The organism is Psychrobacter celer (genome assembly GCF_016107555.1).
GTDB classification, from domain to species: Bacteria; Pseudomonadota; Gammaproteobacteria; order Pseudomonadales; family Moraxellaceae; genus Psychrobacter; species Psychrobacter celer.
In genome coordinates this window covers 39,305-63,688 of the sequence record NZ_JABASU010000016.1, presented here as the reverse complement: position 1 = coordinate 63,688, position 24,384 = coordinate 39,305, and the positions used below count along the sequence as shown (strand labels likewise).

Below are 24,384 nucleotides of genomic sequence, written 5' to 3'. Positions count from 1 at the left end.
GTCATTCTCTTTATAGTTTTAAGTCTATTCATTTTCAAATAAAGCCCGAGCTGGTTTACTCTTATGGGCAGTCGACTGCACAGGCAGCAGCAGCGTAAACGTCGTGCCCTCCCCAACGACTGAGCTGACCTCTATACGTCCATGATGCTGCTCCATGATTTGCGCGCTAATAGCCAGCCCTAGGCCTGTGCCCTCACCGGCTTTTTTGGTGGTAAAAAATGGCTCAAAAATCTGTACCAACTTGCTCTCCTCGATGCCCACGCCATTGTCTTTGACACTCACGGCTAGGTACTGCTGGGTGTCATCGACAGATGACGTAATATGCAATGTGCCTTTACGATCGGCTGGCATGGCTTGAGCGGCATTATTAAATAGGTTTAATAACACTTGGTTGATTTGTGAAGGGTTACATTGAATCAACGGCAGCTCGGCAAGCTCTGTGCTGACGTCTAAGTTTTTTAGATTGTTTCGCGCCATGACAAGGGAGGTGGTGATACAGTCATTGATATCGACTTCTTTGACTTTAGATTCATCAATTCGAGAAAAATCACGCAAGCTGACGACCAGCTCTGCAATCTGATCGACGCCGTACAGCCCGTCTTTAATCAAATCGGCCAAATCCTCACTGACCTCATCTTCTTTGATTGCCTCGCAGCATTGTAAGGTTTGCGCTATCAGTTGCTCGGTTTTTTCTGGCGGGGTATTTGGCGCTTTTAAGGCCTGCAATAACTGCTCGGTATGCTGTATCAGCTCATCAAAACGCCCAAGATTATCACCCACCAATTCCATATTGCTGCGCACATAGCCAAGCGGGGTATTGACCTCGTGTGCCACGCCTGCCACCATCTGGCCGAGCGTGGCCATTTTTTCGGAGCGTACCAGCTGCACTTGTGAGGCTTTTAGCTCATTCATGGCTTGCTGTAGGTCTTGGGTTCGAGCTGCGACTTGCTTTTCTAGATGGACGTTGATTTCGGCAAGCGCGCCTTCGTTTTCGACGATACGGTCGATCAGGTGATTGGTTTGTTCACTGATGACATGGATTTCACTGACCGCTGAGGCTGGCAGTTTGTGCGCGCTTAACTGCTGATATTGTTTTTGTTCAATCAGTGCACCCATGTCAGCCACAGCATCCGCCATCCGCTTGAGCGGCCGCGTGAAGTAGCGACGAAACACCCATGCGGTCAATAACAAGATCGGTATAAAACCCAACAACATGGCCTGAATCAGCTTGTCGGACAACGCATTTGCCACGCTCATCATATCGTTATCAGGCTTGACGACGACCATCTTCCAATAGGTAAACGGCATACGAAAGACAAAAGCGGTCGCCGGCTGCTGCAATATAAAATCATCGGGCACAGCGATGGTCTCAACCAAATGGCTGTCTACAAGCGCAAACGTCTGATCGATATTTAATAGTAGTAAAGCAGAGAGCAGTTTGGACTCTTGCTCGCTAATCTTGTCTAGATTGGTGGTGCTCAAGATACTACGAGCAGCGAGTGTAAAGCGGCCTTCATCTTTTGCCAGTGCTTCATCGATTAGCTGATGATTGATACGCTCTAAGCTGTCCGCAATCGGTGCAAAACCAGGACTTTGGGCGGCCAGCTGCCGTGCCGTGACTACCTCACCTTGCGGATTATTCTCAGTCGTTTGTGTGACCTTCGATTGCTCTGGAAAGGCCAAAAACCGATTGTCCAAATCGACCAAAAACACATAACCACCGAGCTTGTCTTGCCACTTTTTCATGGCAGCGCCGAGGTTATCCAGCAACAAATTAAAGCTCACCACACCATCAAACGCCTGATTGCGACTGTCATACAGCGCCTTGGCACAGGTCATTACCCGCTGATTGCTCACAGGATCGACATAGGCTCGGCTCCAGACGCAGTGGTCGTGCCGCGCATACATCGCAGGGATGTACCACCAGTCCCGATAATACGGAGTTGGCGTTTGACGAGCTTGATTATAACGCGTCAATGGCTGCATCACGCCTGACGTGTCTCGCGCCCAGACAAACGACTGGCGCTCGCGGCCTTGTACATACATATTGGGATCAAACCACACACCGCCGCCCACGATACGCGCATCCGTCTGCTGCATGAGGTTACCAAAGGTTTGTTTATAAATGTCATCTTGTTTTGGCAAGCCGCCTGCCATCGTGCTGGTGGCTTTGGCCAGTCCATCGACATGATTGATACTGGCCATGATGCTATTGATGGCTTCGTTGCCAGTTTCTACGACTATCTCTGACGTCATCGCTAGAATGCGCGGTTTGGCTTGGGTTTGTATGACCCAGTACACCAATAAAATAATCAACAAAAAAGCCAGTGCCAAAATAACCAAGATACGAGTGGAGATACTGCCAGACCGACCAACAACCTTCATAAACATCCCTAATGGCTATGCGTTGACTGCTATCGACATATCAATAAATAGCTAAAGATATGAGTGTGACGCAACCACGATTTATCGTGAGCACAAGGATACGGTGCCGTTATGACAATATGATGACAAAACTGGTGTTTACTATTATTCAGACCATACAAATAAAAAAGCCCTCAGCAGTGACGCTAAGAGCTTTTTTAGAAAACAATAATAAACTTTACTTCACTAAAATTTTAAATGATAGCAAGTTAGATGATAGTATCTAAAATGATTTGTTGTATGACTCGCACTATGTGAGCGCTGGTGGCACCGAGTACGTTCCAACGACATGAGCCACCATATCACTTGAGCCTTCTGAATACAGCGACACCTCACCCACTATCAGGGTTCGCCCCACTTTTATCAGGGTACACTCCGCTATGATGCGAGCCTCAGACGAGGGTTTTCGCAAAAAATTAATCGTCAAACTGGTGGTCACGGTCAAAGGTACGATGCCGATCCTACCGAGGATGGCCACATAAATTGCCACATCCGCGATGCTCATCAATACAGGCCCTGATACCGTCCCACCTGGGCGCAGCTCATCTATGCCAATATCATGTGATAACACTGCCCCTTTATCATCTACCGACTCGACCACGCATTTGGTCTGCGGAAACTCTGCTGCCATAAAGGCGACGATCTGTTCTTTAGTTGCCGACATATACGCTCCTTGTTCAGCGGTTCTTATTCCTTTATAAGTATAAGTTACTTTTTTACTTACTGCTGTTTTATTCACTGTCTTTTGCTGCTCGCGCCGTCACTCTTACCCCGCCCCACGTCACCAAAACCACACCTACCGCAATCAGTGAAGCGCCTAAAAACAACCCCTCAGGCGGCGTCTCTTTTTGCAAAAAAATAGCGATTGGCACGCCGACGACCGCGCCCACCGCGCCCAATAAGCTAAGCAGCACTGGGCCACCCGTCTTTTGTAATAAAAACAATAGCAAAAACTGCCCAGCAAAGAGCCACGCTTGTAAGACAATCACAGCAATCGGCAGCCATCCTGTATGCGGTAACGCCACTGAAAAGCCCGGCAACGCTGCACACAATAATAATAGCAATGCCGCCGCCAACAGCATCCCTGGTGCTAGCGCATTGGGAGAGGCACCCGTAGGCCAGCGCAACGTGCGGTAAATATTACCAGCTGCCAGCAGCACTGGCCCACACAGCGCAATCAATACCCAAAACATACTGGTGTCTGGCGCAGAGAATTTGTGTGCCGCCAGCACCCCCGCCCCCAGTAGCGCAGCCCCCACACCAAACGCACGACTGATATCAAAGCGCTCCATGCGTAAAGTGAGCGCGGCCAGATAAGTGAGCAGCGGCGGCAACGATACAATCAGCGCCACAAACCCTGCACCGACATGAGGAATGGCCGAAAATAGCAACAAATTAGACCCCGCCACACTGACCAAAGCGGCGATGACATAATACTCAAAGCTGCGTTTACTCAAAGGTGGCAACTCGTGCCTAAGCACAGCCACCACCAACAGTATGAGAGCGGCGCCTGCTATCGACCAAAACAAAAACGCCAATGGTGTCAGCCCCACCACTCCTGCATATTTTGCCACATTGGTCGAGACACCGATCAGCGCTCCACCCGCCAGCAGACACAGTACGGGGACAAGCCATGTTGCTTTACCCGCACGTATGGGCGGCGTCATGCGTGTACTCATCGGCTATCCTGTCGGATCGTATTTTATCTTTAATCGTCATACTCATACGGTTTCATTCCGATGATGATTGGCCCCACCAGCGTAAGGGCCGCGGTAAAACCCTTGCCAATATAAGAAAACATCCATGTTTCATCCATTAATAATGCTTTAGAACGACTACCATAGCACATATCTTTGTGACTTCATCAGGTAATCCACCAAGCAGCTGTCATGCGTAGCCATCAAAAGCAAAAAAGAGTAAGACACCATGCCTTACTCTTAAAGTAGGTTATATATATTACCTTTTATGAATATTTTTATAACTAAGATCTAAACTCACGCCAGTGCAGCCATAAACGCGTGTCTAATTCGAGCTGATGATACTCTGGCTCCATATGGCAACATAATTGATAAAATGCTTTGTTGTGCTCATGCTCCTTAAAATGCGCCAACTCGTGCACGACGATCATGCGCAAAAACTCAGGCGGCGCTTCTTTAAATAAGCTGGCCACCGTGATGCTGTTGTGCGATTTAAGCTTACTACCTTGGACGCGAGACTGCGTGGTATGAACCCCCAACGCTTGCTTGAGGACTTTTAATTTGCTGCTATAACTGACATTCGATAGCGGGCCGATTTTGCGCATAGACTGGTTTTTTATGTCGTTTATATATTGATAAAGCGCCTTATCGCTTTGCACTTGGTGCCGATTGGGATATTTACTTTCTAGATAGTCGCCCAGCCTGCCCTCGCTGATGAGCCGTGCCGCTTGGCTTTGAATATGTTCAGAATAATGAGCGAGGTACTTGAGTGTGGTCACAGATTTATCCTTTTATATAGGGTATGTCTTAGTCAAAATACTTTGAGTACACTATGGTACTGCTGGTATATAATCAGTTGAAAATAAAACTGTTATATAAATTTAAACGCGCTACTGGTATAAACTTTACTTGCGTGCTGCGTTCCCAGAGGCTGCGCAACCTACATTTAAAAACAGCATTCCAGTAGCGCTATGCGCTTTTTAGAGTGCATCGACTATAGATACCATGTTTCAATGACTATACTTTACAACTTATTTCTATATATTTTACCTTATACCACCTATTGACCTATCGTCAGCTCATAAATAAACCCCATAAGCTAACTGTAACTTATGGGGTCATCTAAAAGACAATCTTGTCACGGTATCTAGCCAGTTGACATCTGGTTATTCAACATCTAGCTCATTAACGCTCTAAATGTAGATACTGCAAATGGCGCTCATACTGATGCAAGATATCGACCAGCACTTGCTCTTTGGTGTAGCCTACCAAGTCGTACTCCTGCGAGCCATCGCTTAAAAACACCTCAGCACGGTAGTAAAACTCTGCATGCTTGGTTGAGGTATTCAGGGTAAAATTAGGACGCTCAGCTTTGATGAGATTGACCTCATAAATAAAGTCATCTTCATCGCCATGACCGACGCGCAGCTTGATACCATCTATTTGACCATTGTCATCGTCTAGACCTGCATCGAGATCGTCACCGATATTGGCCAGATTTCGCACATCCAATGATGTCTTTAGACCGCCAGCTCTTAGCTCTTTTTCGACATCACTCATGGCAGGTTTGACGATGTTTTGTAAAAACCGCTCGACTTGCGTATGGCTTGGAAAACTAACAATACGCTGCAGACGCGCTTTCCAGCTCTTACCACTATCAAGTACGTTTGCGGTGCCAACCGTACTGGCTTTACGCTTATTGCCCTCTTCTTTTAGGCTGCGCCACATCGACATCATGTAAAGCACCAAAATCAGCGAAAATGGTAAACCTGCGATGACAGACACTGACTGCAACGAAGCAAAGCCGCCTGCGAACAGTAAACCTAAAGTGATCAGACCGGTGGCCGCTGCCCAAAATAGGCGCAACCAAACCGGCGCATCAGTATCATTGGTCATACCTTTGGAGCTAAGATTGGCCAGCACTAGCGCACCGGAGTCCGCTGAAGTCACAAAGAAAATAAGCCCGATGACCACGCCAGCGAATGATAAAACATCACTAAAAGGGAAGTACTCAAACAAAGCAAACATGCCCATCGCCGCGTCATTGATAGCGATTTCACCCAGCTCTGTCGCACCATTGGCGACCAAGTCTATCGCTGAATTACCAAAGATAGAGAACCAAGCAAAGATAAAGCCCAGCGGGATAAACATCACACCAAAGACAAACTCACGCAAGGTACGGCCACGGCTGATACGCGCAATAAATAAGCCGACAAAGGGTGCCCAAGCTACCCACCATGCCCAGAAAAATATCGTCCAGCCTGATTTCCAATCGGCACCAGCGCTGCCGTCATAGGCATAGACGTCGAATGTTTTGAAAACGATGGTTTGGAAATACTGACCGACACTTTGGGTAAAGGTATTGAGCAAGTACACAGTATTGCCCATCACTAATATCGCGATTAATAGCAATATCGACGAGAGCATATTGAATTCAGATAGACGGCGTACCCCTCGCTCTACACCGGTCATCGCTGAGATAGCCGCAGCAGCTACTACGCCTAAGATGATCAGGCTCTGCACCATCTTGCTCGACTCGATACCGAAGACATGAGTCAAACCCGCATTAGCCTGCAACACCCCGATGCCTAAGCTGGTGGCAATCCCCATCAAGGTACAGACCACACCAAAGGTATCAATGCCATCACCCAGCCAGCCTTTGACTAGGCGCTCGCCAAAGATAGGCGTCAGCGGTGAGCGTAGCGCCAGCGGCATGTTTTTACGATAGGCAAAGTACGCTAGCGCCATACCGATAAGCGCATAAATACCCCAGCCATGCAGACCCCAATGCAAAAAAGTCTGAGATAACGCTTGGCGCATCGCTTCGGCACTGGCAGGCTCTAGCCCCGTATGCGGGGTGAGATAATGCATCAATGGCTCAGAGGCACCAAAAAACAATAAATCGATACCAATACCAGCCGAAAATAGCATCGCCGCCCACGCTAAAAAGGGAAACTGCGCCTTTTCGTGGTCCTGCCCCAGCTTGATATCGCCGTATTTTGAAAAGCCCACAAACAAGGCAAAAATACTATAAGCAGCCACCACCAGCATGTAATACCAGCCAAAACTCTCTGATACCCACGCCATGCTCGCGCTTAATAATGCCTCACTATAATCTGGCAAGGCAATCGTCCAAATAATCAATAAAATAGAAATAATCGCTGAGCCTAAAAAAACTGTCTTATTTAGACTCAAGGGTTTCGTCGCATCTTCTGATGGCGAGCTGTACATAAAAGACCTCAATAGGTAAATGAAACAGGATCTGATAGTGCTTTGTCCGTCATAACATAGTGCAGAGTTACCACGTTATCTATATAAGCGCAGGATGCACAAAGCAGTACCAATCAATAAAAATTTGCTAAACAGTCCGCAGACCCCTTAGCACCACCTTTAAAAAATAATGAAAAGATAATCAGCGCAAAATAAAGCCGATATGCTGACATACTCATTTGCGTGCGGTACTGATGATGTCAGCGCTCACAAGGGTGCCAGCAAATTTGCACTGATAAAAAAGACCTTTACGTTGAAAGGCCTTTTATTTGAAATTGACGTTATATTATCCTTATATCGTGCCTACTCGCTGGCACGTTTATTTATACAGTCATATGATAAGCACGCATCGGCTCAGCTCTGAGCGGTGCGCCATTGGCGACATAATAATCCGCTGTCGAGCGTGGTAATTGTTTACCACGCATCTTATCAACGATTTTTTCGGCCAGCATAATGGTGGTAGCGTTTAAGTTACCACTAATGATATTTGGCATAATCGACGCATCAACGACACGCAGACCATCGATACCGTGTACCAACCCTTCACCATTGACCACCGAATCATTACCCTCACCCATCGCACAGGTACACGACGGATGATAAGCGGTCTCGCTATGATTGCGGACATACTCATCCAACTGCGCATCGGTCACCAGATCATCGGTCGGCGCGATAGCACGGCCGCGATATGGGTCAAGCGCTGGCTGATGCATAATCTCGCGAGTGATACGCATCGCCGCGCGGAACTCTTGCCAGTCCTGCTCGTGCGACATATAGTTAAATAAAATGCTTGGATGCGCGTTGGGATCTCTTGAAGTGAGCTTGACGCGGCCACGACTCGGTGATCGTAGTGAGCCCACATGCGCTTGGAAGCTGTGCGATTTCACCGCACTACGACCATCGTAACGCACCGCTAATGGCAAGAAGTGATACTGGATATTGGGGTGCGTAAATTTCTCATCAGTACGGATAAAGCCGCCACCCTCGAACTGATTGGACGCGCCAAGACCAGTACCATTAAACAACCACTCAGCACCAATCGCAGGTTTATTCCACCATTTATTGGCAGGGGCAATCGACACGGGTAGCTTGCATTCATACTGCATATACAGCTCTAAATGGTCTTGTAGATTATTACCGACACCCGGCAACTCTAAAACCTCATTAATACCCAAGTCTTTGAGCCACTGACCAGGGCCAATACCAGAGCGCTGCAATAATTGCGGCGAAGCGATAGCACCTGATGAGACGATCACTTCACGAGCGGCATAGAATTTTTTGCTTTGACCTTGATGCTCAACTTTGACGCCGACCGCACGCTTACCATCGAACAAAATCACATCGGTCAAGGCACCGGTCAAAATCGTGATATTGCTGCGCGGTTTGGCACGGTCGAGATACCCACGTGCCGTTGATGCGCGGCGACCATTAGGCGTGACAAAACGATCCATTGGCCCAAAGCCTTCTTGCTGATAGCCGTTTAAATCCTCTGTACGCGGATAGCCAGCTTGCACGCCCGCTTCAATCATCGCTTCAAACAGCGGATTGACCCCAGGTTTTGAGGTGGTCATTTCTACCGGACCACCGACGCCATGATAGTCGTTTTCGCCTGCGTCGCAGTTCTCTGATTTTTTAAAGTACGGCAAGCAGTCGAGATACGTCCAGTCTTCTAAGCCCTTGATTTTGGCCCAGTCGTCAAAATCGAGCGCATTACCACGGATATAGCACATGCCATTGATGAGTGATGAGCCGCCCAACCCTTTACCGCGGCCACAGTCCATGACGCGGTTATTCATATATGGCTCAGGATCGGTTTTGTAGCCCCAGTTATAAGTAGTGCCTTGTAGCGGCATCGCGAGCGCCGCTGGCATCTGCGTACGAAAGTCTAGTCGATAATCAGGTCGACCAGCTTCTAATAGCAACACCTTAATGTTGGCATCTTCGGTCAAGCGCGTGGCCAGCACGTTTCCGGCTGAGCCTGCACCGACAATGATGTAGTCATATTCAGGTGTGGTTGATGTCATAAAACGCTCCATAATAGTAAAAATACGTCATGTCATCAGTAAGCTCACATCATGCCGGCGTATTTACCTACATGACGTGCTTACTAACGACAGCTTTCTTTGTACATTAAAACAGGTAGTTAAAACAGATGGTTAAAACACAGGCAGTTAACAAGCTATTAAAATACCGACTCAAACTTACCCAGTTCGACTTGGATAGATTTGGTCTGCGTATAATGCTCAAGGGCTTCGATGCCGTTTTCGCGGCCGATACCTGAATGCTTATAACCGCCCACTGGCATTTGCGCAGGCGACTCGCCCCAAGTATTTAGCCAGCAGATACCCGCTTCAATCTGACCGATGACACGATGCGCGCGGGTTAGATCTTTGGTTACCACCCCTGCCGCCAAGCCGTACTCGGTATCATTAGCACGGCGAATGACTTCTTCCTCAGTCTCATAAGTCAATATCGACATCACAGGGCCAAAGATTTCCTCACGTACAATCGTCATATCATCGCTGCAATCGGTAAACACCGTTGGCGCGACAAAGGCACCATTGGCAAGCTCGCTAGTTGTTACTCGCTCACCGCCAGTTAATAGACGCGCGCCGCCAGCTTTACCTTGCTCGATATAGCCAAGCACACGCTCCATATGCGGGAAGCTCACTAGCGGCCCCATATTAATATCTTCATCCATCGGATCACCGAGTTTGATACGTTTGACCCGCGTCAAGATCGCTTCTTCAAACTTAGCTTGTAGCGCTTTTGGGATAAACACACGCGTGCCATTAGTACAGACCTGACCGGTACTATAGAAGTTCGCCATCATGGCGATATCCGCTGCCATATCGATATCGGCATCGTCAAAGATAATCAATGGCGACTTACCGCCCAGCTCTAAGGTTACGTCTTTGAGAGACGATGATGCCGCGCTTGCCATGACTTTTTTGCCCGTTGGCACGCCGCCTGTAAACGAGACTTTGGCAATATCAGGATGCTGAGTTAATGCTTCGCCTACTTTATAATCGCCTTGTACGACGTTAAAGACGCCATCTGGCATGCCCGCCTCAGTAAAGATTTCCGCCAGTTTAAGTGCCGTCAGTGGCGTGACTTCTGAGGGTTTAAAAATCATCGCATTACCAGCAGCCAACGCTGGCGCAGCCTTCCACATCGCGATCTGAATCGGATAGTTCCATGCGCCGATACCAGCGACGACGCCGAGTGGCTCACGGCGCGTATAGACAAAGCTGCTATCACGTAGTGGAATCTGGCGGCCCTCAATCATTGGCGCAAGACCGGCATAGTATTCAACAACATCGGCACCTGTGACGACATCGACATACTTAGTCTCAGACAGCGCTTTGCCCGTGTCTTTGGTTTCAAGCAATGCCAGTACATCATTACGCTCGCGCAATATCGCAACTGCCTTTGACAAAATGCGGCCACGCTCAACTGTGGTCATTGCCGCCCACACTTTTTGCCCTTGTTGCGCCGCTTTTACCGCTTCGTCGATTTGCTCGGCAGTGGTTTGCTGAATGCTCGCCAGCACTTCACCTGTCGCTGGGTTGATATCGTCAAAGGTAGTCAGCGTTCCATCGACCGCCAGATAGCGACCGTTAATATAAGCGGTCTGCGTTTGTGTTAAGTCGATAATGTCTTGTAAATTATTTACGTTTGTCTGAGTAGTTGTCATAAGTTTTCCTTAAGGCGACTGAGAATTTATAAAAAAGCGTTCAGTCAATCGTGCCGTCATAGGTTAAAGATAAAATTTTCTATGTGCGTGTTATTGACCAAAGCTGTTTATCAAGTTATTGGTCAAAGTCATTTATCAAAACTGTTTATCAAAGTCTTGCTGCGTCATATTTATCAAGCGCTCACGTATTGAGGCCTTGTCCGAGATATCGATACCCGAAAAGTCAGAGAGCCAAATACCATCGGCGACCAGGCGTACCATACATAGCGTTTCGCTATTGTCGGTAGCGGCATATTTTTTTAGCTGCTCATTTGACCACTCAGCCCAGCGTTCGCGTAGCATCCGGTCTCCTAGCATCAACACATACAAAGTCGCTTGGCTATTAAACTCGGCCTGCCCTTTTTCGCCTAAGCTGATGGTGGCGTCGATATAAGCGCGGGTAAACGAGCCGTAGCTGACCGGATCCTTTGCCATGGCAGCATTGACTTCTGCCTCAAACTTGGCCATCGCATCATAAAATACCTCTAAGATAAGCGCGTCCTTGGTAGCAAAATGATGCATCACTCCGCCTTTGGTCACGCCGACGGCATCTGCCACCGCTTGAAAGGTCACTTTAGACAAGCCCTGCTCTAGCGTGATACGTGCTGCCTCATCGAGCAGCGCCCGCCGCACCAGCTCTGGCTGTTTTTTACGTTTATGCGCGTTTTTCGTTTCCATTTTTGTGTCCATGTTCATTTTTACCTACCTGTCAGTGCACCACCGAGTTTGACAATACGTTCATCACCACCACACCGCCGACGATCATCGCAATACCGACCACCGCCGCGGTATCAAGACTTTGCTTAAAAAAGAACACCCCGACTAGTGAGGTCAGCACAATCCCCAGACCGCCCCACAGCGCATAGGCGATGCCAAGTGGTATGGTCTTGATGGCCTGGGTCAACAAATAAAACGAGATGGCATAAAGCACGCCCATAATCAGGGTTGGCACCAAACGGGTAAATTGCTCTGACTTGACCAAAAAGGTCGTGCCAACCACTTCACAAATGATAGCGATGGCAAGATAACCGTAAGCAATGATGGTAGGACTCATAGCTAAGACACCTGTGTTAAATCCAGCGTACACGCTTGATTGAGTGAAATGGATAAGTAATAAATAATAGAATGTAGCTCCCAAAGAAACCACACGGTCGGTATTTTATAGAAATAGTCCAGCAATGTGAAGAGCAGCCCAGCAGTTTTTTTATTTCAAGCGATGTACAGATTGCTTTTATATTCAAAAAGATAGCCAAGTTGTCTAATCAAATTGCCCGCAAAAGCTTGGTAACCAACGCTGACAGCAGATTTCTTAAGCCATAAATAAAAGTAGCATATCGCTGCTATTTTTTTGTTACACGCCGCAGGTAGATAGAGGTTTTAACAAAACAAACACGCTATCAAGCCCATCCATATCCAGACCTATCCGCCCTAACGCGCCGTCTTATAGATACATCATTCTGAGGTGCGCTTATGACATATTAGGGTCGTTTTTATCGCTAAAATGCGTCAAGGACTGAAGGCTGGCAGTCAAACTTCACAACAACTAAAGAATATTTGCGAATTATGTCAAAATAAGGTTGACAGCCTATACCGACTTGGCTAAAATGTGCCCCACATAACACAGACAGCAATTACTTTTAGCTTGTCATATTTACCGTTATCACAGCTTATTCTCCAATAGCTCAGTTGGTAGAGCAACGGACTGTTAATCCGTGTGTCCCTGGTTCGAGCCCAGGTTGGAGAGCCATATACGAAAAACCTTCATCATTATTTGATGAAGGTTTTTTTATGGCTGTCATTTTTGGCTCAGACAATTCTCTTATGAAATCAGTGATATAAATACCGCTGCGGTGTTCATTTGGGCGATTTTGTTGTATGGTAAGAGTAATTTGCTTGGGTTCGTTTTGTCTGAATATTTTACTCCTACTCACTAAAAATAATGGTTTATTATGATACCTGCACGTGTAAAAAATAAGTTTTCTGACCATCCGCAAAAAATCATGCGCCCGGTTAGTATTCGGCTGTCTGAAGAGATGATCGCATTATTAGAGACCACCTCAAAAGAGCTGGGCTTTAAACGTATTCAAGGACTGATTCGCCTATACATCCGTCAAGGGCTTGATCGTGATCATCAAGACTATACCCTAGCGCACGATGAAGTGTTTATCGAGTCTTTGCGCAAGCGCGGCGTCAGTCAACGCATCATCGATGAGGCCATCGTGGTGACTCACAATAACAACATCTCCCACCCCCTATCCGAGCTACAAAACGACGATTAGCAGAGATGATTAAGAAAGCCGATTCGATATACTGCCGACTATATATAGACAACAATATATAATCGACGATACATAAGCGACAGTATAAAAAACTGCTTTCTTAATGATGAACTAGATAGGCTGCGTACCAAAAGACTGAGCTTGCCCATGGCGCTCAGTCTTTTTTGTGCGCCAAATGATGGTTGTCGCCCGCACACAGTTTTTAGCCATAATCCAACACAACACCCAAAAAAACCAGCTATATTAAAACCAGCCCTACTCATAAAAAAAGCCGATGACAATCACGGTCGTTGGTGCAAAACAAATTGACACGGAGGTGTACGATGGGAGGTTTCTATCCGCGTTTTAACCAAGCATTATTGTTGACGATGGCATTGGCATTTCTGCCTGCTATCTCTGCGTGCTCACAGCCGCAAGCAGATCCTAGCAAAAAAACCATTCCGACCAACTCTGATCAGTGGCAAAAAAAGCTCGGTGATACTTTTGAGCAACTGCCTAAGACCGATCAGCAACTACTCAGTCGCTATATGCTGCGCATGAAACTCAGCGGTGCCTATGAGTCTGGTGCGATGCCGCGCACTACGATCAAACAAGCCTTGATACAGCAGCGTGAATATGAGCGCTTGCATCCCAATAATCCCACGGGCAAAAAAAGCCCCATCATAAAAAGTCAGCAAGCGGCCACGGCCAATGCGCAACACTACCCTGTGGCGCTCTTGCCAGTCAAAAGCAGTGATAGCGACAGTTTAAACCAAGTAAAGCTCCAGTTTATGCTATCCAACCACGGCGAAGTCGCCATCGATAGCTTTAAGGGTACATTGGTGATGAAAGACATCGCTTTGACCCAAGGCAAGCACTTTAATGTTCCGTTGACTGTGTTTGATCCTGCTATCAAACCTGAGCAGTCTGGCAAAATTATCATCGAGAGTAGCATTGAGGACATCAATGTCATGCGCGCTATCAGAAACACCAGAGACATGACTATTGAGATTAGCGAAGGGACGTTGACACTAGCAGATGGTCAACACGTTGAGTTTGATGAGTCTTTAATCAAATAAAACATCACTAGGTATGCGACTGGGCATATAAATGAATACGCAGGTAAGAGACTGGCTAAAAAGTAACAAGCACTTTCTTGTCATTATTTAAGTGATAAAGCGCGCTGATACACGCCCATAAAAAAAGCCCCAATCATTGCTGATTGGGGCTTTTCGAATTTGGCGGAGACGGAGAGATTCGAACTCTCGAAGGGCTATGAACCCTTGCCGGTTTTCAAGACCGGTGCATTCAACCGCTCTGCCACGTCTCCATTGGTGCATCATTATATAGATATCATTTCATAATGCAAGCAGATAATCTAAAAAAATTAAATTAATTTATCGATGAGCACAAGTCACAGATTTAATGACCGCTGGAGGCCAAATGCAAACACATATCAAGCAGTCTATTGGCATAGCCCCACTCGTTGTCGTACCAAGCAAAAACCTTGTACTGCGTACCGACCTGCATCAGCTGCTGACCATCAATGATAAGCGACTCGGTCTGATGGATAAAGTCGCTGGATACTAGTGGCTCATCGGTATAGGCCATGATATCACGCAAATGACCGTCGCTGGCGGCTGTCAGTACCTCACGAATCGCCTCAGCGCTGACAGGCTGGGTGTCAAAGACAAAGGTCACATCGATCGCTGCAACGGTGATGGTGGGTACACGGATAGAGTGACCATTGACCTTGCCGACCATCGCCGGTAATACACGCTCAGTGGCAGCGATACTGCTCGAGGTCGTAGGTATGATGTTATGACCTGAGGCACGGGCACGTCTTGGATCTCGGTGCGCTTGATCGAGCACATTCTGGTCAGCGGTGACTGCATGAATCTCTGTCATCATCGCGGAGGTAACGCCAAAGGCCTTATCAAGGGTATCGATCAGCGGTACCAGCGCTTGGGTGGTACATGAGACGCTCGAGATAATCGGTAGCGCCCGCGTCAAGGTATCGCTGTTGACACCCATCACGATACAGGCATCGACATCATCGAAAGGCGCTGCACCGATAATGACCTGCTGCGCGCCTGCCTCGATATGCAGATGCGCCTGCTCATAAGAGCGAAAATGCCCCGTACACTCCAGTACTACATCGACCCCTAACGCTTGCCATGGCAGGCTCTTGGGATCCGGCTCTGAGAGCATATTGATACAGTAAGTCAGGCTGTTTTTGGTCAGGCACAGCTGGGTTTTATTATCATCCGTACTGGCTACCACCAGCTCAGCTGCCACGCCCAGCTGACTTAAGCGGCCATGCGCACTATCAAACTTTAATAAATGCAATAAAATATCAGCAGGTGCCAAGTCATTAATTGCCACCACATGAATCGCTCGACCCAAGACTTCAAAACGCTCTAATAAGGCGCGCAGTACATTACGCCCGATACGGCCAAAGCCATTAATCGCCACTCGTAATGGCTGGGTATGCTCGCCTGTATAAGACATCGCGGCGACGGCTGGATCAGAGGTCAGTTGATAAGTGGCGCTAGAAAAATCAGGCATAAAAACATATCGCTATAAAGATAAAAAACACGGCAAATCACTGAGACGATATCACATCATCGCCCAGCCCTATGGGGTAATAAAAATCAAGGCCAGACGAATGGTGTTGTAATCGATACGCTGCTTGAGATGCTCAAAGACTGGGCGCAGCTTAACACTGCCATCATCATTAAAGTCATTGGGATTGTTGGCGACTTTGATCGCGATATAAGCGGTACCTACTGCCGTCATCACCTCATCGTCTGGGCGCAGATGGTCACAGGCCAAGCTTGGGTCCTGCAATTTTAACTCTGCAATATGGCGCATGATGGTAGATTGCGACAGCTGGCGCGCTTGTGATATTTCAGCGATAGACAAGCTCTCTTCGAGGAGCGTTTTGGTTGCCAGCAAGGTGCTTTGGGACTTATCAGCAACTTGGTTGCGGCGTTTTTGTTTTTTGTCAATCTTTGCCTGCTGCTGCTCACGGCGCTTTTTTTGTAGCGCCACGTAGGCATCAATCACTGATTGATTCAGCGTACCGCCCGACTTTAAGATAAACTTGTCATGCGCCTGTGTCAGACTCTCTTCATTGAGCATGGCATAGTTGGCATCCGCCTCCTCGGAGAGCGCCAAAAACCGCTTGTCCGCCCCGCGTGCGAGGGGGTCTAACTGCAGACTCATCTCATTCATGCCAAGTAGCTGCAGCCCTGCTAGCGACTTGAGGCGTGAGAGCGCCACATAGCCTTGGCCCAGCTCAAACGTGCGCGACAGATCAATCTCTGCAGCCTCTAGGGTCATGCCTTGCGATTTGTGAATGGTAATTGCCCAAGCCAGACAAAGCGGCACTTGGCTGTAGCTTGCCAGCACATCCCCTGTCTCATCTTCGATGATCCACTCTTCTGTCTCAGCGACGACCTCACGGCCTGAATTTAGCCGCACTACAGGCATTTTTTGTGTGGTGGGCTTTTTGGTTTTTGCCGTCTGTTTGTCTGACGTATCTGTCTTTTTGGCCGTCTCTTCGTCATCGTCTGCCTCGACTTCTTCAATTAAGGCTTCGCTATTGCCCTTACCATCGTCTATCTTGACAGCGGTAAAGCCAACCAGCTCACCCATGGTGCCATTCGAGACGCCAAGCTCAGTGTTGTTTTTGATAAACATTACCTTAGCACCAACTTTTAGAATCAGCTCATCTTGGGTGCGCACAGTCTTTTTGAGCGTCTCAACCAGTTTGCTATCACCTGTCGCGGTGGCCTCAAACCGCATGGTTTCGCCTTCAAGCGCTGCCAGTTCTTTATCATTGATTTTATTGACGTTGAGGTTGTGGGTATAGAGACGGGTGCGCTTGATATCGACGTCTTGATCATAGGTTGCCTCTAGTGCCGCAATCGCCTCAAAGGTGACTTCTTGGCGGCGAATTTGGTTGAGAATGTCATCCAAATCCAGTCCGCCATTGGCCGCCTCGCTCACTTGACGATGCTGCTCAGACAGATAGCAAATATGAAACTTGGCATCGAGCCATGCCTCAGACATAAAAGCGAACTTTTCGCGGTTACTCTCGCCGCGACTGCCAATCGGTGGCAGCTGAAAAAAGTCGCCGGCAACGACCACTTGGATACCACCAAAGGCACTGTCGTTTTTGCGCACGTGTTTGAGCACTTGATTGACTAAGTTTAGCTGCTTGGCATGCAACATCGATATCTCATCGATAATAAGTACTGCTGTTTCTTTTAGGCGATCTGCCAAAAACTGCTTGCGCGATAGATTGCTCAAATCGCGCTCCGTCAGCTCATCTTTGATGCCTATTCCTGACCAGCTGTGAATGGTGGTGCCGCTCATGTGCGTCGCTGCAATGCCCGTACTGGCTGTGACCGCCACTGGCACACGGCGCGCGCGCAAATAATCAATATATTGGTTAAGAGTATAAGTCTTACCCGACCCTGCCGATCCAGTCAAAAAAACGTTTTGACCTGTTTTTAAAATATTAAGAGCAGAAGATTGACGCATATATCCAAACCAATAAGTAATAAAAGAAAATAGGGAGTAAAAATACCGCACTGCATCGCACCCAAGTGTGCGGCACTGCCATTTAATTATAACAGCTGCACTCACTTTACAAAGCACTTTAGCAGGCGCCAATCGCATAACATAAAGTTATGCGATACGGAATATATCATTATAAAAAGTCATTATCTCTCAACGCCAAAGCTCAGTACGATAGAGTCATAGCTTGGTTAGGAAGGCCAAATATTTATGTTTCAACCATCATAATACCCAACAAGGAGTCGTTCATGTTATACGCCTATCCCAATACTGAAAACAGTCCCGTCCAATTCCGCAAAAAATACGACAACTTCATCAATGGTGAGTGGGTCGCCCCCATCGATGGTGAATACTTTGACAACCCAAGCCCCATCGATGGCAAAATTATCTGCCAAGTGGCACGCTCAAAAGAAGCCGATATAGAAAAAGCACTCGATGCCGCGCATGCTGCCAAAGACGCTTGGGGCAAAACCAGTGTCGCTGAACGCGCCAACTTACTCCTCAAAATCGCCGACAAGATGGAAGAGAACCTTGAAGCCATCGCCATTGCTGAGTGTTATGAGAATGGCAAGGCAGTGCGCGAAACCTTAGCCGCTGATATCCCTCTCGCGATTGATCATTTCCGCTACTTTGCCAGCGCCATTCGCGCGCAAGAAGGCGGTATCAGCCAAATTGATGAAGATACCGTCGCTTACCACTTCCATGAGCCTTTAGGCGTAGTCGGTCAAATTATTCCTTGGAACTTTCCGATTCTGATGGGGGTATGGAAACTGGCTCCGGCTCTCGCTGCGGGTAACTGCATTGTCCTAAAACCTGCCGAGCAAACCCCCGCCTCTATCCTATTTATGCTAGAGACCATTGGCATTGCCGATATCTTGCCAAAAGGCGTCCTCAACGTAGTGAATGGTTTTGGCGTTGAAGCCGGTAAACCGCTGGCTTCTAATCCGCGTATTAATAAAGTCGCCTTTACCGGCGAGACTACCACCGGTCGCCTAATCATGCAGTACGCTAGTGAAAACATCATTCCAGTCACCTTGGAGCTAGGCGGCAAAAGCCCTAATATTTTCTTCGCCGATGTCATGGATGAAGATGATGATTTCTTAGACAAAGCCGTTGAAGGTCTAGTGATGTTTGCGCTCAATCAAGGCGAGGTTTGTACCTGTCCGTCGCGTGCGCTGGTACATGAGAGTATTTATGATGAATTTATGCAACGCTGTATCGAGCGCGTCAAGGCCATCAAGATGGGCAACCCGCTAGATACTGATACCATGATTGGCGCGCAAGCCAGCTCAGACCAATTAGAAAAAATCCTCTCTTATCTGGATATCGGTAAGCAAGAAGGCGCAAAAGTATTGGTCGGCGGCGAACAAGCCAAACATGATGGCGCGCTGGGCGATGGTCATTATGTGCAGCCAACCATCTTTGAGGGCACCAATGACATGCGCGTGTTCCAAGAAGAAATCTTTGGCCCTGTACTTGCCGTCACAAAGTTTAAAGACGATGACGAAGCCATGAAAATCGCTAACGATACCTTATACGGCCTAGGTGCTGGAGTCTGGACTCGTAGTGTACATAAGGCGTATCGCTTTGGCCGTGGTATCCAAGCGGGCCGCGTCTGGACCAACTGCTATCACATTTATCCATCACACGCGGCCTTCGGTGGCTACAAACAATCAGGTATCGGCCGCGAAAACCATCTAATGATGCTCGACCATTATCAGCAAACCAAAAACATGCTGGTTTCTTATAGTCCCAAAAAGATGGGCTTCTTTTAAGCCTGTCTGTCACGCACTTTATGGCAGCCGCCATAAAGTAATGAGTTGGTAGATATGACATCTATCAACTCACCATCCGCGATAAGGAGAATGCAACGTGAGTAATAAAATGAAAGCGGCCGTACTACATGAGTTCGGACAACCCTTGCAGATTGAAGAAGTAGATATCCCAACCCCAGGTGCCGGTCAGATTGTGGTAAAAATGCAAGCTTCTGGCGTCTGCCATACTGACTTACACGCTGTCGAAGGCGACTGGCCTGTCAAACCAAATCCGCCATTTATCCCAGGCCATGAAGGCGTCGGATTGATCACAGCTGTCGGCGACAACGTCCACCATGTCAAAAAAGGTGACCGCGTCGGTGTGCCTTGGCTCTACTCTGCCTGTGGTCACTGTACGCATTGCTTAGGCGGCTGGGAAACGCTCTGCGAGCAGCAAGAAAACTCCGGCTACTCAGTAAACGGCAGTTTTGCTGAGTATGTCTTGGCCGATGCCAACTATGTCGGTATCATCCCTGAAGGCGTCGACTCTATCGAGATTGCCCCGGTGCTGTGCGCGGGTGTCACCGTCTACAAAGGTCTTAAAATGACGGATACCAAGCCTGGCGATTGGGTGGTGATCTCAGGTATCGGCGGACTTGGGCACATGGCCGTTCAGTACGCCATTGCCATGGGCCTTAATGTCGCGGCGGTCGATATCGACGATGAGAAGCTTGAATTTGCCAAAAAACTGGGCGCCAAAGTCATCGTCAACGCCAAAGACACCGATCCTGGTGAGTATCTCCAAGAGCAGATCGGCGGCGCTCATGGCGCCCTTGTGACAGCGGTATCGGCCAAAGCCTTTGACCAAGCGCTAAGCATGCTCCGCCGCGGCGGCACCTTGGTGTGTAACGGCTTACCAACAGGCGACTTCCCTGTCTCTATCTTTGATACCGTGCTAAATGGCATTACCATTCGTGGCTCGATCGTCGGTACGCGCCTAGACTTACAAGAGTCGCTAGACATGGCGGCGGCAGGCAAGGTCAAGGCCACTGTCGCGGCTGAGCCACTTGAAAATATCAATGATATCTTTGCGCGGATGCATGATGGCAAAATCGAAGGTCGCATCGTCATTGACTATAGCATGTAGGCTCATGACGGTATAGTGAGTTCAGTATAAAAACGATACAGTGGGACTGGAATAAATTTTACGCAGCATCGAGCGGCGTAGGCACAGCACGCAAGGAAAATTTATACCAGTTCCACGTTGATATATAATGTATCTGTTTTATTGAGAATTGACTATATGATAGAGCTGTGCTGCTTTATACCGATTCTCTCTTAGTGCAGCACTGGCTTGTTGTATTTTATTTAGCCTTCTTAGTCGTATCGTTTTCACTCGCATGCTATCTTTGGTGTGAATGAAGAGGATACGACTTTTTACATGCCTCTGATTTTATACAGATAGTTAAAAAATTTACCCAGTTTATTCAGTCAAGACACACCACCAATGATAAGGACATCATGATGAAAGTTACTGCTACCCCATCTTGTAAAGCACTGATCGACTTACTAAAATCCAAGCATGGCGAGCTGATGTTTCATCAGTCTGGTGGCTGCTGCGATGGCAGCTCACCCATGTGTTATCCACTAGGCGAGTTTGTCGTGGGCGGCCAAGATGTTTTGGTCGGCAAGCTGGCAGGATGTCCTTTTTATATGGGCAAAGCCCAGTATCAGCTATGGCAACACACCGATCTTATCATCGATGTGGTCGATGGTCGCGGCGCCAGTTTTTCGCTGGAGATACCCGAGGGCAAGCGCTTTATCGTGCGCTCTGAGGTGTGTGCGATCGATGATGAAACCGCTAAATAGATATTAGCTTACATTAACCACGCCGCGGCATTTAGGAAACTGCGCGCACCCATAAAAGGACTGTCCTTTGCGTGCGCCTTTTTTCGCCACACGTTTGACCATCTCGCCGTTGCATCTTGGGCAGGTTGGCGCTTGATCGATATTAGCGTCATGGTCTGTCGCTTTAAGTATCTCAGGTTTATTCACTTTTGGCTCAGATTCTACAATCTCAAATGGCGTCAGAAACACTTTATTGGCCATGTCATGCGACATACTGGTAGGCGGTGTGATGGTCTGCTGAGTATTCAAACTATCGATCGGTAACTCGCTAGATTCAATCTCAGTTTGACCAGACCATCGATGCACTTCTCTACTCTTTAGGATAGTTCTATCAACGGTTTCTTTTATTATAGACTCAGGTGTGGGGTTATCAGTATTCTTGCTAGCATTGCTATGCTTGTCTTTTAGATAGGCTTTGTGTTGGCGATTGGTGCGCCATGACTTGCTAAATTTATTGCTCTCGATCTGCTCGACGATAGATGTGACCTCGTCTTCGGTGAGTATTTTATCTTGCTTCTTCTTCACATAAGACACCATACCACCTGTTAACACGTGTTCGGGTAGCTCATCACGGGTTTTTAGCTCGCACTCACCGATGAAAGCAATCATTGAATGAAAGTAGCTCAGCTCCAAGCCTAATAAATCTGCAAGCGTCTTAATGTGCAAGTAGTTCTGGCGCAATGGATTTTGAAATTTGAACTTACTTCCATTTGGGAAAGATTGTGTCCACTGTCTTTGGTTCTCGCTACCGTATATCCAACCTTTGTAGTTTTTGGTTTCAATCACAAAGATGCCATATACAGAGACGATAATATGATCGATTTGCGTACTGCCACTATTGGCTAATGGCAAGGTGATATTATTTAAACGGTGATACACGTCTTTTTCAAGCTTGAGCCACATGGCGACGTTGATGACAGTTTCACCTAAGAAACCTTTAAAGCTGGATTTTAGGGACATGATGGCTCTTATATTTTAAAGTAATCAGAAAGTACGATACTTATATAAAATTTGATTCCTGACTACACCCAATTATTTAAATAGTATAGTATTTTCAATATTGAAAAATAGTACCTTCATCCTTTAGTATTATTTTCAATTCAAGAATCTTCATAATTTTCATGCAACAGACCTCCTAATAACATTCTAAATATGATTAAAACAAACAACATATTTACTGAAGATATAGCTATCACTATAGAGCCAAGAAATACCGTTATACTAGAGCTTTCTAAAACAACAATTTCACTATAAGAATTCAGTTTAGACAGAAAGCTAAGTATCAGAATGGAAACTATTGAAAATAGAGACCAGCTTCCTGATATCAAAAAATACTTGTATACAACAATATCGTCTGTATATTTCTTCATGACTAGATTTGTTTTTTTTAATCGACTCATATACTTTGAGCCAAATAATGTACTGATCGTAGTTAGATAAAAGCCAAAAAATATAGCAAAAGCTGTAATAAGATTTTGAGCTGTATAATTAGTAATAGGTAACTCAAAAATACAACTAGTAGTGAATGTGCTAAGAAATATTACCAACGCTATGTAAACGTGTACTTTCCTCATAAACAATCCGTTCTTTCAAGTTTTTTCAGAAACTCTTTAGTTATATCATTAGGATCAAAAAGTTTAGTCTTTTTATCTTGATTCACACTGATATCTATCTTCTTTGTCATGTTATCTAACCTAAAGATGGTATCCAGATGATTTTTATCTTTTCCTATGCATACTAAATCCCTAAATAAACCATCCTTACGCATTCCTACTAATTCTCTAAACTTTTCTAGAAAATCTTTTGTTACGTTAGCTTCTTTCATTTTTATACTTAACTCATACTCTACATCATTACTAGGTGCTAAACCTAGTAACTCTTTAGGTTGAGGAAGCATATCAAAAGCTCCTAGAGTCGTAGTATTAAATAAATCCTCTCTATATTTAAACTTAACCTGATTAATTAATGACAATGTTTCAATAAATCTATCTGGATTTGAAAAAACATTACTTACACTTACTGTACTTTGTTTTTCTAAAGAATCTAGTTTTCTTTGAAAAAAACTTTCAACTTTTCCTTTTAGATTCAAATTATTTATAAAAAGAAGCTTAGTTTTATTGTCATAGAAGCAAAACAACTGTTTGTTAGGTTCTAATAAATCTATCTCTCTAGGATTTTTCATACTTTCATAAGTTTTAGTATCAACAACATCTTCTGAGTAAGGAGTTGTACAACCGATTTTCGCATAAAACCAATACACATCATCTGTCAGCTTTCTAATTTCATCAAACAAATAATAGGTATCTTTATCTTGATAGCTTTGCTCAGAGTTATCAAACAGTATATCTAAATCTTTATTTTTAACTAGATTTCCATCAACTAATACCTGAAGTGTTGAGAAGCTTACAATCATATTTTACCCTTTAAAATAATGGACTTATGTTTTGATAATATCGTTTATGATAACAGACTTGTCACCAAAACCACATAAGTTATAAGAGTAGAATGTGCAAAGCAACACGGCAACTCCTGTGTTGATAGCTCATTATTTCGTTACTCGCTGAACGGTACATAGGATAGCAAAAGAATTACCGATATAGTGTGAAGCAACTAATATTGACGTCATATAGTGTCGTGTTATATTTATCCAAATAAGGAGCTCTTAACATCTGAAAATTCTGAGTTAGAAACACATAAAAAAAGCCACCAGATTTCTCTGATGGCTTCTCCTTCGATACTAACTCAGTTAG

At 46.4% G+C, this 24,384-nt stretch carries 18 protein-coding genes and 2 tRNA genes; 6 read left to right on the top strand and 14 right to left on the bottom strand.

The window, feature by feature from the left end; translation table 11 throughout:
* Positions 1 to 24: 24 nt before the first annotated feature.
* From JFC05_RS08655 to JFC05_RS08615, 9 genes are all read right to left on the bottom strand, one after another.
* Positions 25 to 2,385 (bottom strand): ATP-binding protein, encoded by a 2,361-nt coding sequence (locus tag JFC05_RS08655; protein ID WP_198336587.1) that lies wholly within the window; start codon positions 2,383 to 2,385, stop codon positions 25 to 27.
* A gap of 289 nt (positions 2,386 to 2,674) precedes the next feature.
* On the bottom strand, positions 2,675 to 3,088 hold the full coding sequence (locus JFC05_RS08650) for a PaaI family thioesterase (protein WP_198336586.1): 414 nt from the start codon (positions 3,086 to 3,088) through the stop codon (positions 2,675 to 2,677).
* A gap of 67 nt (positions 3,089 to 3,155) precedes the next feature.
* Positions 3,156 to 4,103: a DMT family transporter gene (locus JFC05_RS08645; protein WP_198336585.1), complete on the bottom strand. Its 948-nt coding sequence runs from the start codon at positions 4,101 to 4,103 to the stop codon at positions 3,156 to 3,158.
* Positions 4,104 to 4,405: 302 nt separating this feature from the next.
* The gene (locus JFC05_RS08640) at positions 4,406 to 4,900 is read right to left on the bottom strand and encodes a M48 metallopeptidase family protein (RefSeq protein ID WP_198336584.1); all 495 of its coding nucleotides are present in this window, start codon (positions 4,898 to 4,900) and stop codon (positions 4,406 to 4,408) included.
* A gap of 406 nt (positions 4,901 to 5,306) precedes the next feature.
* Entirely contained in the window at positions 5,307 to 7,352 is a 2,046-nt protein-coding gene (betT, locus tag JFC05_RS08635) for a choline BCCT transporter BetT (RefSeq protein ID WP_198336583.1), read from the bottom strand.
* Positions 7,353 to 7,714: 362 nt separating this feature from the next.
* Positions 7,715 to 9,415, bottom strand: a complete 1,701-nt coding sequence (gene betA / locus JFC05_RS08630) for a choline dehydrogenase (RefSeq protein ID WP_198336582.1) — start codon at positions 9,413 to 9,415, stop codon at positions 7,715 to 7,717.
* 158 nt (positions 9,416 to 9,573) lie between these two features.
* Positions 9,574 to 11,088: a betaine-aldehyde dehydrogenase gene (gene betB, locus JFC05_RS08625; RefSeq protein WP_227697489.1), complete on the bottom strand. Its 1,515-nt coding sequence runs from the start codon at positions 11,086 to 11,088 to the stop codon at positions 9,574 to 9,576.
* 135 nt (positions 11,089 to 11,223) lie between these two features.
* Entirely contained in the window at positions 11,224 to 11,805 is a 582-nt protein-coding gene (locus tag JFC05_RS08620) for a TetR/AcrR family transcriptional regulator (RefSeq protein WP_105243919.1), read from the bottom strand.
* A 31-nt stretch (positions 11,806 to 11,836) separates the two neighbouring features.
* On the bottom strand, positions 11,837 to 12,181 hold the full coding sequence (locus tag JFC05_RS08615) for a DMT family transporter (protein ID WP_198336581.1): 345 nt from the start codon (positions 12,179 to 12,181) through the stop codon (positions 11,837 to 11,839).
* A 617-nt stretch (positions 12,182 to 12,798) separates the two neighbouring features.
* Here JFC05_RS08615 and JFC05_RS08610 point away from each other — a divergent pair.
* The 3 genes from JFC05_RS08610 to JFC05_RS08600 all read left to right on the top strand — a co-directional run bounded on the left by JFC05_RS08610 (position 12,799) and on the right by JFC05_RS08600 (position 14,464).
* A tRNA-Asn gene (locus tag JFC05_RS08610) sits at positions 12,799 to 12,874 on the top strand.
* Between the two features lie 202 nt (positions 12,875 to 13,076).
* A complete protein-coding gene (locus JFC05_RS08605) occupies positions 13,077 to 13,406 on the top strand; it encodes a CopG family transcriptional regulator (protein ID WP_105243922.1) in 330 nt (109 codons plus the stop codon).
* Between the two features lie 323 nt (positions 13,407 to 13,729).
* Positions 13,730 to 14,464, top strand: a complete 735-nt coding sequence (locus JFC05_RS08600; RefSeq protein WP_192995812.1) for a hypothetical protein — start codon at positions 13,730 to 13,732, stop codon at positions 14,462 to 14,464.
* Between the two features lie 160 nt (positions 14,465 to 14,624).
* Here the strand turns inward: JFC05_RS08600 and JFC05_RS08595 are convergent.
* The 3 genes from JFC05_RS08595 to JFC05_RS08585 form a co-directional block, all read right to left on the bottom strand.
* Positions 14,625 to 14,715, bottom strand: a tRNA-Ser gene (locus JFC05_RS08595).
* A gap of 92 nt (positions 14,716 to 14,807) precedes the next feature.
* Positions 14,808 to 15,896, bottom strand: a complete 1,089-nt coding sequence (locus JFC05_RS08590; protein WP_227697494.1) for a type I glyceraldehyde-3-phosphate dehydrogenase — start codon at positions 15,894 to 15,896, stop codon at positions 14,808 to 14,810.
* Positions 15,897 to 16,022: 126 nt separating this feature from the next.
* Positions 16,023 to 17,936, bottom strand: coding sequence for an AAA family ATPase (locus JFC05_RS08585; RefSeq protein ID WP_198336579.1), 1,914 nt, complete (start codon positions 17,934 to 17,936; stop codon positions 16,023 to 16,025).
* A gap of 284 nt (positions 17,937 to 18,220) precedes the next feature.
* On the opposite strand from JFC05_RS08585, the gene exaC reads away from it, so the two are divergent.
* The 3 genes from exaC to JFC05_RS08570 all read left to right on the top strand — a co-directional run bounded on the left by exaC (position 18,221) and on the right by JFC05_RS08570 (position 21,595).
* Positions 18,221 to 19,747 carry an acetaldehyde dehydrogenase ExaC gene (gene exaC / locus JFC05_RS08580; RefSeq protein WP_198336578.1) on the top strand — a complete coding sequence of 509 codons (1,527 nt, stop codon included), beginning with the start codon at positions 18,221 to 18,223 and terminating at the stop codon, positions 19,745 to 19,747.
* A 97-nt stretch (positions 19,748 to 19,844) separates the two neighbouring features.
* A complete protein-coding gene (gene adhP, locus JFC05_RS08575; RefSeq protein ID WP_198336577.1) occupies positions 19,845 to 20,873 on the top strand; it encodes an alcohol dehydrogenase AdhP in 1,029 nt (342 codons plus the stop codon).
* 374 nt (positions 20,874 to 21,247) lie between these two features.
* Positions 21,248 to 21,595, top strand: coding sequence for a DUF779 domain-containing protein (locus JFC05_RS08570; RefSeq protein ID WP_244658192.1), 348 nt, complete (start codon positions 21,248 to 21,250; stop codon positions 21,593 to 21,595).
* Positions 21,596 to 21,598: 3 nt separating this feature from the next.
* Here the strand turns inward: JFC05_RS08570 and JFC05_RS08565 are convergent, their stop codons facing one another.
* Both JFC05_RS08565 and JFC05_RS08560 read right to left on the bottom strand, forming a co-directional pair.
* Entirely contained in the window at positions 21,599 to 22,594 is a 996-nt protein-coding gene (locus tag JFC05_RS08565; protein WP_198336576.1) for an NERD domain-containing protein, read from the bottom strand.
* A gap of 610 nt (positions 22,595 to 23,204) precedes the next feature.
* The gene (locus JFC05_RS08560) at positions 23,205 to 24,047 is read right to left on the bottom strand and encodes a hypothetical protein (protein WP_198336575.1); all 843 of its coding nucleotides are present in this window, start codon (positions 24,045 to 24,047) and stop codon (positions 23,205 to 23,207) included.
* Positions 24,048 to 24,384: the final 337 nt, after the last annotated feature.

What these genes read in the sequence shown, in the direction of transcription:
- JFC05_RS08650 (WP_198336586.1), bottom strand. Translation starts at nt 3,088, where the DNA reads ATGTCGGCAACTAAAGAACAGATCGTCGCCTTTATGGCAGCAGAGTTT.
- exaC (WP_198336578.1), top strand. Translation starts at nt 18,221, where the DNA reads ATGTTATACGCCTATCCCAATACTGAAAACAGTCCCGTCCAATTCCGC.
- JFC05_RS08645 (WP_198336585.1), bottom strand. Translation starts at nt 4,103, where the DNA reads ATGAGTACACGCATGACGCCGCCCATACGTGCGGGTAAAGCAACATGG.
- JFC05_RS08655 (WP_198336587.1), bottom strand. Translation starts at nt 2,385, where the DNA reads ATGAAGGTTGTTGGTCGGTCTGGCAGTATCTCCACTCGTATCTTGGTT.
- betB (WP_227697489.1), bottom strand. Translation starts at nt 11,088, where the DNA reads ATGACAACTACTCAGACAAACGTAAATAATTTACAAGACATTATCGAC.
- JFC05_RS08560 (WP_198336575.1), bottom strand. Translation starts at nt 24,047, where the DNA reads ATGATTGTAAGCTTCTCAACACTTCAGGTATTAGTTGATGGAAATCTA.
- JFC05_RS08565 (WP_198336576.1), bottom strand. Translation starts at nt 22,594, where the DNA reads ATGTCCCTAAAATCCAGCTTTAAAGGTTTCTTAGGTGAAACTGTCATC.
- JFC05_RS08585 (WP_198336579.1), bottom strand. Translation starts at nt 17,936, where the DNA reads ATGCGTCAATCTTCTGCTCTTAATATTTTAAAAACAGGTCAAAACGTT.
- JFC05_RS08600 (WP_192995812.1), top strand. Translation starts at nt 13,730, where the DNA reads ATGGGAGGTTTCTATCCGCGTTTTAACCAAGCATTATTGTTGACGATG.
- betT (WP_198336583.1), bottom strand. Translation starts at nt 7,352, where the DNA reads ATGTACAGCTCGCCATCAGAAGATGCGACGAAACCCTTGAGTCTAAAT.
- JFC05_RS08590 (WP_227697494.1), bottom strand. Translation starts at nt 15,896, where the DNA reads ATGTCTTATACAGGCGAGCATACCCAGCCATTACGAGTGGCGATTAAT.
- betA (WP_198336582.1), bottom strand. Translation starts at nt 9,415, where the DNA reads ATGACATCAACCACACCTGAATATGACTACATCATTGTCGGTGCAGGC.
- JFC05_RS08615 (WP_198336581.1), bottom strand. Translation starts at nt 12,181, where the DNA reads ATGAGTCCTACCATCATTGCTTACGGTTATCTTGCCATCGCTATCATT.
- JFC05_RS08620 (WP_105243919.1), bottom strand. Translation starts at nt 11,805, where the DNA reads ATGGAAACGAAAAACGCGCATAAACGTAAAAAACAGCCAGAGCTGGTG.
- JFC05_RS08605 (WP_105243922.1), top strand. Translation starts at nt 13,077, where the DNA reads ATGATACCTGCACGTGTAAAAAATAAGTTTTCTGACCATCCGCAAAAA.
- JFC05_RS08570 (WP_244658192.1), top strand. Translation starts at nt 21,248, where the DNA reads ATGATGAAAGTTACTGCTACCCCATCTTGTAAAGCACTGATCGACTTA.